The 8,369-nt window shown below is 66.6% G+C and carries 13 protein-coding genes; 10 read left to right on the plus strand and 3 right to left on the minus strand.

Annotated elements, in window-relative coordinates:
- Window positions 1–960, plus strand: a 960-nt coding sequence (gene tuf / locus VGC18_RS10665; protein WP_331097121.1) for an elongation factor Tu, incomplete at its 5' end; no start/stop codon positions are given.
- Window positions 961–1,020: 60 nt separating this feature from the next.
- Here the strand turns inward: tuf and VGC18_RS10670 are convergent.
- From VGC18_RS10670 to VGC18_RS10680, 3 genes are read right to left on the minus strand one after another with little or no spacing between them, the layout of a single operon-like run.
- Complete coding sequence (locus VGC18_RS10670) at window positions 1,021–2,076, minus strand: YihY/virulence factor BrkB family protein (RefSeq protein WP_331097123.1); 1,056 nt, start codon at window positions 2,074–2,076, stop codon at window positions 1,021–1,023.
- Window positions 2,069–2,338: a hypothetical protein gene (locus VGC18_RS10675; RefSeq protein WP_331097126.1), complete on the minus strand. Its 270-nt coding sequence runs from the start codon at window positions 2,336–2,338 to the stop codon at window positions 2,069–2,071. Before VGC18_RS10675 ends, VGC18_RS10670 begins: the two co-directional genes overlap by 8 nt.
- Window positions 2,335–2,760, minus strand: a complete 426-nt coding sequence (locus VGC18_RS10680; RefSeq protein WP_331097128.1) for a phage holin family protein — start codon at window positions 2,758–2,760, stop codon at window positions 2,335–2,337. The genes VGC18_RS10675 and VGC18_RS10680 overlap by 4 nt, the downstream gene beginning before the upstream one ends.
- Before the next feature lie 141 nt (window positions 2,761–2,901).
- Between VGC18_RS10680 and VGC18_RS10685 the strand changes: the two genes are divergently transcribed.
- The 9 genes from VGC18_RS10685 to rpsC all read left to right on the plus strand — a co-directional run.
- Window positions 2,902–3,870 (plus strand): DNA topoisomerase IB, encoded by a 969-nt coding sequence (locus tag VGC18_RS10685; protein ID WP_331097131.1) that lies wholly within the window; start codon window positions 2,902–2,904, stop codon window positions 3,868–3,870.
- 562 nt (window positions 3,871–4,432) lie between these two features.
- A complete protein-coding gene (gene rpsJ / locus VGC18_RS10690) occupies window positions 4,433–4,741 on the plus strand; it encodes a 30S ribosomal protein S10 (RefSeq protein ID WP_147783478.1) in 309 nt (102 codons plus the stop codon).
- An 8-nt stretch (window positions 4,742–4,749) separates the two neighbouring features.
- Window positions 4,750–5,400 (plus strand): 50S ribosomal protein L3, encoded by a 651-nt coding sequence (gene rplC / locus VGC18_RS10695; RefSeq protein WP_331097134.1) that lies wholly within the window; start codon window positions 4,750–4,752, stop codon window positions 5,398–5,400.
- Between the two features lie 5 nt (window positions 5,401–5,405).
- Window positions 5,406–6,137, plus strand: a complete 732-nt coding sequence (gene rplD / locus VGC18_RS10700; RefSeq protein ID WP_331097136.1) for a 50S ribosomal protein L4 — start codon at window positions 5,406–5,408, stop codon at window positions 6,135–6,137.
- On the plus strand, window positions 6,134–6,433 hold the full coding sequence (rplW, locus tag VGC18_RS10705; protein ID WP_331097138.1) for a 50S ribosomal protein L23: 300 nt from the start codon (window positions 6,134–6,136) through the stop codon (window positions 6,431–6,433). Before rplD ends, rplW begins: the two co-directional genes overlap by 4 nt.
- Before the next feature lie 18 nt (window positions 6,434–6,451).
- Complete coding sequence (gene rplB / locus VGC18_RS10710; protein ID WP_331097140.1) at window positions 6,452–7,291, plus strand: 50S ribosomal protein L2; 840 nt, start codon at window positions 6,452–6,454, stop codon at window positions 7,289–7,291.
- 12 nt (window positions 7,292–7,303) lie between these two features.
- Window positions 7,304–7,585: a 30S ribosomal protein S19 gene (gene rpsS, locus VGC18_RS10715; RefSeq protein WP_331097142.1), complete on the plus strand. Its 282-nt coding sequence runs from the start codon at window positions 7,304–7,306 to the stop codon at window positions 7,583–7,585.
- Between the two features lie 24 nt (window positions 7,586–7,609).
- Window positions 7,610–8,014 (plus strand): 50S ribosomal protein L22, encoded by a 405-nt coding sequence (rplV, locus tag VGC18_RS10720; protein WP_331097144.1) that lies wholly within the window; start codon window positions 7,610–7,612, stop codon window positions 8,012–8,014.
- The coding region (rpsC, locus tag VGC18_RS10725) for a 30S ribosomal protein S3 (protein WP_331097146.1) at window positions 8,014–8,369 on the plus strand (356 nt) is incomplete at its 3' end. The genes rplV and rpsC, both read left to right, overlap by 1 nt.

Consider the following 8,369-nt stretch of genomic DNA (forward strand, 5'->3'; position numbering starts at 1 on the left):
CACTACGCGCACGTCGACGCCCCCGGCCACGCCGACTACATCAAGAACATGATCACCGGTGCTGCCCAGATGGACGGCGCGATCCTCGTGGTCGCGGCGACCGACGGCCCGATGGCGCAGACCCGCGAGCACGTGCTGCTCGCCAAGCAGGTCGGCGTGCCGTACCTGCTGGTCGCCCTCAACAAGGCCGACATGGTCGACGACGAGGAGATCCTGGAGCTCGTTGAGCTCGAGGTTCGCGAGCTGCTCTCCAGCCAGGGCTTCGATGGCGACAACGCCCCCGTCGTCCGCGTCTCCGCTCTCAAGGCCCTCGAGGGCGACGAGAAGTGGGTCGAGACCGTCGTGGAGCTCATGCAGGCCGTCGACGACTCCGTGCCGGACCCGGTGCGCGACAAGGACCGCCCGTTCCTGATGCCGATCGAGGACGTGTTCACGATCACCGGTCGTGGAACCGTCGTGACGGGCCGCGCCGAGCGCGGTACCCTCGCGATCAACTCCGAGGTCGAGATCGTCGGCATCCGCCCGACGCAGAAGACCATCGTCACCGGAATCGAGATGTTCCACAAGCAGCTCGACGAGGCCTGGGCCGGCGAGAACTGTGGTCTGCTGCTCCGCGGCACGAAGCGCGAGGACGTCGAGCGCGGCCAGGTCGTCGTCAAGCCCGGTTCGGTCACGCCCCACACCCAGTTCGAGGGCACGGCGTACATCCTGTCCAAGGACGAGGGCGGACGCCACAACCCGTTCTACGCGAACTACCGCCCGCAGTTCTACTTCCGCACCACCGACGTCACCGGCGTCATCTCGCTGCCGGAAGGCACCGAGATGGTCATGCCCGGCGACACCACGGAAATGACCGTTGAGCTGATTCAGCCCATCGCCATGGAAGAGGGACTGAGCTTCGCGATCCGCGAGGGTGGCCGCACCGTCGGCGCCGGAACGGTGACCAAGGTCATCAAGTAGTACATCCGTTTCACAAAAAGAGGGGCCGAGCCGGAAGGCTCGGCCCCTCTTTTGTGCTGCTCAGTGCCTGCCGCGGGCCTTTCGCAACCGCCTGCCGGCCAGGACGTCCTTCGCGTGCTGCTCCTGCGCCTTGGTGATCTTCGCGGTGTCCCGAGGAGGCAGCTGGATGGTCTCCTCGGCCTCGATGCCCGCCTGGAGCTCGCGCCCCCGCTCCAGCTCCGCATCCAGCTCCGCACCGAACAGCAGCGCGTTGTTCGAGATCCAGATCCAGAGCAGGAAGACGATCACCCCGCCGATCGACCCGTAGGTCGCGTTGTAGTTGGAGAAATTCGCCGCATAGAAGGCGAATCCTGCCGAGGCGATCGCCCAGACGACGAGCGCGGCGACCGCGCCCACGCTGATCCAGCGGAATCGCGGCTGCCTCACGTTGGGGGTCGCGTCGAACAGCACCGCGATGACCACGACGGCGAGCACGGCCAGCACAGGCCACTTGGCGATGTCCCAGGCGACGACGACCCCGTGGCCGAGTCCGAGGGCCGAACCGACCTGCTCGGCGATCGGCCCGCTGATCACCAGCAGCAGCGCGACGATGACCGCGGCGGCCACCGCGAGCACCGTGACGGCGAGGGTGACCGGCCGGAGCTTCCAGAACGGTCGGCCCTCCTGAACGGAGTAGACGCGGTTCATCGCCCGACCGAAGGCTCCCACGTACCCGGAGGCCGACCAGAGCGCACCGACGATGCCGGTCGCGAGCGCCAGACCGGCGGCCGGGGAGTGGGTCAGGTTCTGGATGGGCTCACGGAGGAGGTCCAACGTCGAGGCGGGGACGAGCCCCTGGACGAGGTCGAGCAGCGTGTCCGTCGTCCGTCTCGCGTTCCCGAAGAGACCGAGCAGCGAGACGATGGCGAGCAGCGCGGGGAACACGGCGAGGACCGCGTAATAGGTCAGGGCCGCGGCGAGGTCGGTGCACTGGTCGGCGCTGAACTCCCTGACCGTCTTCCTGAGCACGTAGCCCCACGATCGCTTCGTGATGTCGTCGGGTGAGTCCGGTTTGCGCGGGTCGTCGGGGGCCGGCTCGGACGTCTCGGCGGCCTCCCGGCCGCGGCGGTCAGCCATTCCGGTGGGACGCGCCGCGGACGGAGGCGACGGCCCAGAACACGAGTCCGCCCACGGCCGCGACGGCGCCGGCCGCGGCGCCGAGGACGACCAGCGGGCGTTCGGCGTAGAGGATCCTGGTGCTCTTCCACAGTTCCGCCGGGGTGAGCCGGCGCTCGATCTCGTCGAGCGTCTCCTCGAGGTCGTCCCGGGTCTTGTCGGCGTCGAGATGCAGGGCGTTCTCGCCCGCCTCGTCGTCGGGGGTCGTGGTGGCGTCGGTCATGAGTTCGTTCCTTTCACTGTGCGGATGTCCGCCTTGATGCTGTCGATGGTCTGCTCCGGCAACGGGGGAATCCCCGATTTCAGGCTCCTCACCCCGATGAGCGCGAGCACCGCGGCGATCACCAGCAGCGCGGCAGCCACGATGAGCGCGGCGAGCCACGCGGGGAGCGCCGTCGCCAGTCCGAGGATGGCGGCCGCGATGAGCGTGCCGATGAGGTACAGCCCGATGATCGCCGCGCCGGCGAGCAGGCCGATGCCCACGCCGGCCTCCTTGAGCTTTGCGGTCAGCTCGATCCGGGCGGCCCTCAGCTCGTCCCTGACCAGCCTCGAGACCTGCTCGGGGATCCGGCGCAGGAGGCGCAACAGGGGAGGGCGCCTCGGAGAACCCTCGGTCTCGGACATCGGTGGCACGGTCTCGGTCATGATGATCCCTTCTGTGAACGTGCAACGTCGAGGTGTGGTCCATGACGGTACTCCCGCACGAAGAGGCCGGCGAGGGCTTGCACGCCTCGCCTCGGCGTGCAAGGGCTTGTCTGAGACCGTCCCGTTCCTACGATGGGCCTTATGCCTCGTCTTCGCAGGAGCGACTCCTCCTCCGCCGGCATTCGTCGTCTGCGGGCGGGACGCGGGTTCTCCTACCGCGACGTCGACGGACATCCGATCACCGATCCTGAGCTGCGCGAGCGCATCAACCGTCTCGCGATCCCGCCCGCCTGGACGGACGTGTGGATCTCGCCGTACGCCAACGGCCACATCCAGGCCACGGGGCTCGATGCGGCGGGGCGACGGCAGTACATCTACCACCCGACCTGGCGAGAGCAGAAGGACCGTCTCAAGTTCGACCGCATGCTCAGCCTCGCCGAATCGCTGCCGACCGCGCGGCGCCTGGTGACGATGGACCTGCGCTCCGACGAGCCCAGCAAGCGACGCGCCCTGGCCGCCGCCTTCAGGATGCTCGACACCGGCTCGCTACGGGTCGGCTCGGAGCGCTACGCGGAGGCGAACGGCAGCCGTGGCCTGGCGACCCTGCTGTGCTGCCACGCGAGCATCAGCGGCGCGACGGTGGTGCTCGACTTCCCCGCGAAGAGCGGCCAGGAGTGGCACTCGGAGATCGAGGATGCCGACCTCGCCGACGTGGTCAGGTCGCTCAAGCGGCGGGGTCCGAACGCCCGGCTGCTCGCCTACCGGGAGAGCGGGTCGTGGCATCCCCTGGCGGCGACCGACATCAACGCCTATGTGCGCGAGCGCACCGGTGGCGACTTCACCGCCAAGGACTTCCGCACGCTGCACGGAACCCTCGCCGCCGCCGCGAGCCTCGCCAGGCGCGGTCCGGAGCAGAGGCGGGCGCCGAGGGAGCGGGCGATCGCGCAGGCCATGCGGGATGCGGCCACGGTGCTCGGCAATACTCCGGCCATCGCCAGGAGCAGTTACGTCGACCCGCGGATCGTCGATCACTACGTCGCCGGGAGGACCATCGATCCGACCCGTCTGCACTCCGCCGAGGCGGAACTGCGGGCCGAGCTGTTCGAGTAGGGAGTTGGTGGCGGGAGAAGCTGTCTCGCGGCGGGAGGCACACCTCCCTCCGCGATGCGAATTGCCCGCCGCGGGGTGCAGCGTCTCCCGCCATGGGGTCATCGGTGCGCCGCGGGATGCGACATCTCCCGCCGCATCCGGATGACCGCGTCCGGATGCGGCGGCGCCCGCGGATTTCCGACACGCCGGAGCATGACACGCCCGGGTTGCAGCAAGTCGAATGGTGTGGCAAACTCTTCTAGTTCAACATTCCCGATCTCTGTACCGGGATCACTGCCAGGCAGTGCATAGGCAAGAGGCTTCCGACGTCACCGTCGGAGTGGTCCGGCCTAGGCGGCGGGCAGCAGAACGCGACTTAATCGACATCCGCAGTGCACATCTTTGTGTGCGCAGGTCAGGCGACACGCCCGACCGCGGGGGTCGGTGAACAGTGCAGTACTTGACACAAAAACAGTGGTGCGAAGCACCCGTTCCTGTCACAGGGCGCGGGGCCGAGCTAACCAAACATCCAATAGTCGCCTCCTCGAGGCGGCCACGATGTTCTAAAGAGAGTGAGTCACACATGGCGGGACAGAAGATCCGCATCCGACTTAAGTCGTATGACCACGAGGTCATCGACAGCTCGGCGCGCAAGATCGTCGACACGGTGACCCGTGCCGGCGCAACCGTCGTCGGCCCGGTGCCCCTTCCTACCGAGAAGAACGTGATCGTCGTGATCCGTTCCCCTCACAAGTACAAGGACAGCCGCGAGCACTTCGAGAAGCGCACCCACAAGCGTCTGATCGACATCATCGACCCGACGCCCAAGGCTGTCGACTCGCTCATGCGTCTCGACCTGCCTGCCGACGTCAACATCGAGATCAAGCTGTAGGACAACTGATGGCTACCACTAAGACAAGCAAGGGCCTCCTGGGCACCAAGCTCGGCATGACCCAGGTCTGGGATGCGAACAACAAGCTCATCCCCGTCACCGTCGTCGAGATCACGCCCAACGTCGTGACCCAGCTGCGCACCCCAGAGATCGACGGCTACAGCGCCGTCCAGATCGCCTACGGCCAGATCGACCCCCGCAAGGTCAACAAGCCGAAGGCCGGTCACTTCGAGAAGGCGGGCGTCACGCCTCGCCGTCACCTCACCGAGGTCCGCACCGCCGACGCGGCGGAGTACGCGCTCGGCCAGGAGATCGCGGTCGACATCTTCGAGCCAGGGCAGAAGGTCGACGTCGTCGGCACCAGCAAGGGCAAGGGATTCGCCGGCGTCATGAAGCGCCACAACTTCAAGGGCGTCTCCTCCAGCCACGGTTCGCACCGCAACCACCGCAAGCCCGGTTCGATCGGCGCCTCCTCGACCCCCAGCCGGGTCTTCAAGGGAATGCGCATGGCCGGCCGCATGGGTGGCGACCGCGTCACCGCGATGAACCTCACCGTCCACTCGGTCGACCTCGAGAAGAACATCATCCTGGTCAAGGGTGCGGTTCCCGGTGCTCGTGGCCGCATCGTCTTCGTCCGCAACGCAGTGAAGGGAGCGTAAGTCACATGGCTGAGACAAACACGCTCGACGTCCTGGACTCCACGGGCAAGAAGGTCGGCGCTGTCGACCTTCCCGCCGAGACCTTCGACGTGCAGACCAACATCCCGCTGATCCACCAGGTCGTCGTCGCGCAGCGCGCAGCGGCACGCCAGGGCACGCACAACACGCTTCGCCGTGGTGAGGTGTCCGGTGCCGGTCGCAAGCCGTTCAAGCAGAAGGGAACCGGTCGCGCCCGCCAGGGCTCGATCCGCGCGCCCCAGATGACCGGTGGTGGCATCGTCCACGGACCCCACCCCCGCGACTACGCGCAGCGCACCCCCAAGAAGATGATCGCTGCGGCCCTTCGCGGCGCGCTGTCTGACCGCGCCCGCGGCGGACGCATCCACGTCATCGACTCGCTCTCGGTCGGGGAGACCCCGTCGACCAAGACGATCGTCGCCCTGCTCGAGAGCATCGCCACCAGCAAGCACGTGCTCGTCGTGCTCGAGCGTGACGACCTGCTGAGCCAGAAGAGCGTTCGCAACATCCCGACGGTGCACGTGCTCCCCTGGGACCAGCTCAACGCCTACGACGTGCTCGTGAGCGATGACATCGTCTTCACCAAGGGCGCCTTCGACGCCTTCGTCTCCGGCCCGGCCCGGCAGGTCAAGGCCGAGGAGAGGGATGACGCAACCGTCAGCAAGAAGCGCGTCAGCCCCGAGCGGGCCGCCGCGAACAAGGAGGAGGTCAGCGCATGACCGAGATCAACAAGGACCCGCGCGACGTCATCCTGGCGCCCGTCGTCTCCGAGAAGAGCTACAGCCTGATCGATCAGGGCAAGTACACCTTCATCGTGGACCCGCGCTCGAACAAGACCGAGATCAAGCTGGCGATCGAGAAGATCTTCGCCGTCGAGGTCGCCTCGATCAACACCCTGAACAAAAAGGGCAAGTCGCAGCGCACCAAGTTCGGCACGGGCAAGCGCAAGGACACCAAGCGCGCCATCGTCACACTCAAGTCCGGTTCCATCGACATCTTCACGGCCGTCGGTTAGGGAGCAGAGGAATAAATCATGGCTATTCGCAAGTACAAGCCCACGACTCCCGGTCGTCGCGGTTCCTCGGTGGCAGACTTCGCCGAGATCACCCGTTCGACCCCGGAGAAGTCGCTGCTTCGTCCGCTGCCCAAGACCGGTGGACGCAACAACGCCGGCCGCATCACCACGCGCCACATCGGCGGTGGCCACAAGCGCCAGTACCGCGTCATCGACTTCAAGCGCAATGACAAGGACGGTGTCAACGCCAAGGTCGCCGAGATCGAGTACGACCCGAACCGCACGGCCCGCATCGCGCTCCTGCACTTCGTCGACGGCACCAAGCGCTACATCATCGCGCCGAACAAGCTGAACCAGGGCGACATCGTCGAGTCGGGTGCCGGGGCTGACATCAAGCCGGGCAACAACCTGCCGCTGCGCAACATCCCGGTCGGCACCGTGGTCCACGCGATCGAGCTCAAGCCGGGCGGGGGAGCCAAGCTGGCCCGCTCCGCCGGAGCGTCCGTCCGCCTGGTCGCCAAGGACGGCCCGTACGCGCAGCTCCGGCTGCCGTCCGGCGAGATCCGCAACGTGGATGCCCGCTGCCGCGCGACGATCGGCGAGGTCGGCAATGCCGAGCAGTCGAACATCAACTGGGGAAAGGCCGGCCGTCTGCGCTGGAAGGGCGTTCGCCCGACCGTCCGCGGTGTCGCCATGAACCCGGTCGACCACCCGCACGGTGGTGGAGAGGGCAAGACCTCCGGTGGACGCCACCCGGTCAGCCCGTGGGGCCAGAAGGAAGGCCGCACCCGCCACATCAACAAAGAGAGCGACAAGCTCATCGTTCGCCGCCGTACCGTCGGCAAGAAGCGCAAGTAGGAGTTGTAGAGGATGCCACGCAGTCTCAAAAAGGGCCCCTTCGTCGACGACCACCTGTTTCGCAAGGTGGCCAGGGCGAACGAAGCCAGCAGCAAGAGCGTTATCAAGACCTGGTCGCGCCGCTCGATGATCATCCCGTCTTTCCTGGGACACACCATCGCGGTGCACGACGGTCGCAAGCACATCCCGGTGTTCATCACCGAGACCATGGTTGGGCACAAGCTCGGAGAGTTTGCCCCCACCCGCACCTTCCGTGGACACGAGAAGGACGACAAGAAGGGTCGTCGCCGCTAGCGCGGCGGCGGAATAGGTAGAGAAATGGTTGAATCCATCGCTCGCGTGAAGCACATTCGCGTCACCCCCACGAAGGCTCGTCGTGTCGTCAACATGATCCGCGGCAAGCAGGCCCAGGAGGCCCTGGCCATCCTGAAGTTCGCACCGCAGGGTGCGAGCACCCCCGTCTACAAGCTCGTCGAGTCGGCCATCGCCAACGCCCGGGTCAAGGCGGACGCCAGCAACAGCTACCTGGACGTCGAGGACCTGTTCGTCTCGTCGGCTTACGTCGACGAGGGGGCGACCCTGAAGCGCTTCCAGCCCAGGGCACAGGGACGCGCCTTCCAGATCCTGAAGCGCACCAGCCACATCACGATCGTCCTGGCCACGCCGGACGAGATCGATGCCGGTTCGACCACCGCCTCGTCGAAGAAGGCAGGGAAGAAGTAATGGGACAGAAAGTAAACCCGTATGGGTTCCGTCTTGGCATCACCACCGACCACGTGTCGCGGTGGTTCTCGGACAGCACCAAGGTCGGGCAGCGTTACAGCGACTACGTCGCCGAGGACGTCAAGATCCGCAACCTGCTGAAGACCAGCCTGGATCGCGCGGGAGTCGCGCGCATCGAGATCGAGCGCACCCGTGACCGCGTCCGCGTGGACATCCACACCGCGCGTCCCGGCATCGTCATCGGTCGTCGTGGCGCGGAGGCGGAGCGCATCCGCACCGACCTCGAGAAGCTGACCTCCAAGCAGATCCAGCTGAACATCCTCGAGGTGAAGAACCCCGAGGCCGAGGCTCAGCT

The sequence above is a fragment of the Lacisediminihabitans sp. genome, from assembly GCF_036404185.1.
Taxonomy (GTDB): Bacteria; Actinomycetota; Actinomycetes; order Actinomycetales; family Microbacteriaceae; genus Lacisediminihabitans.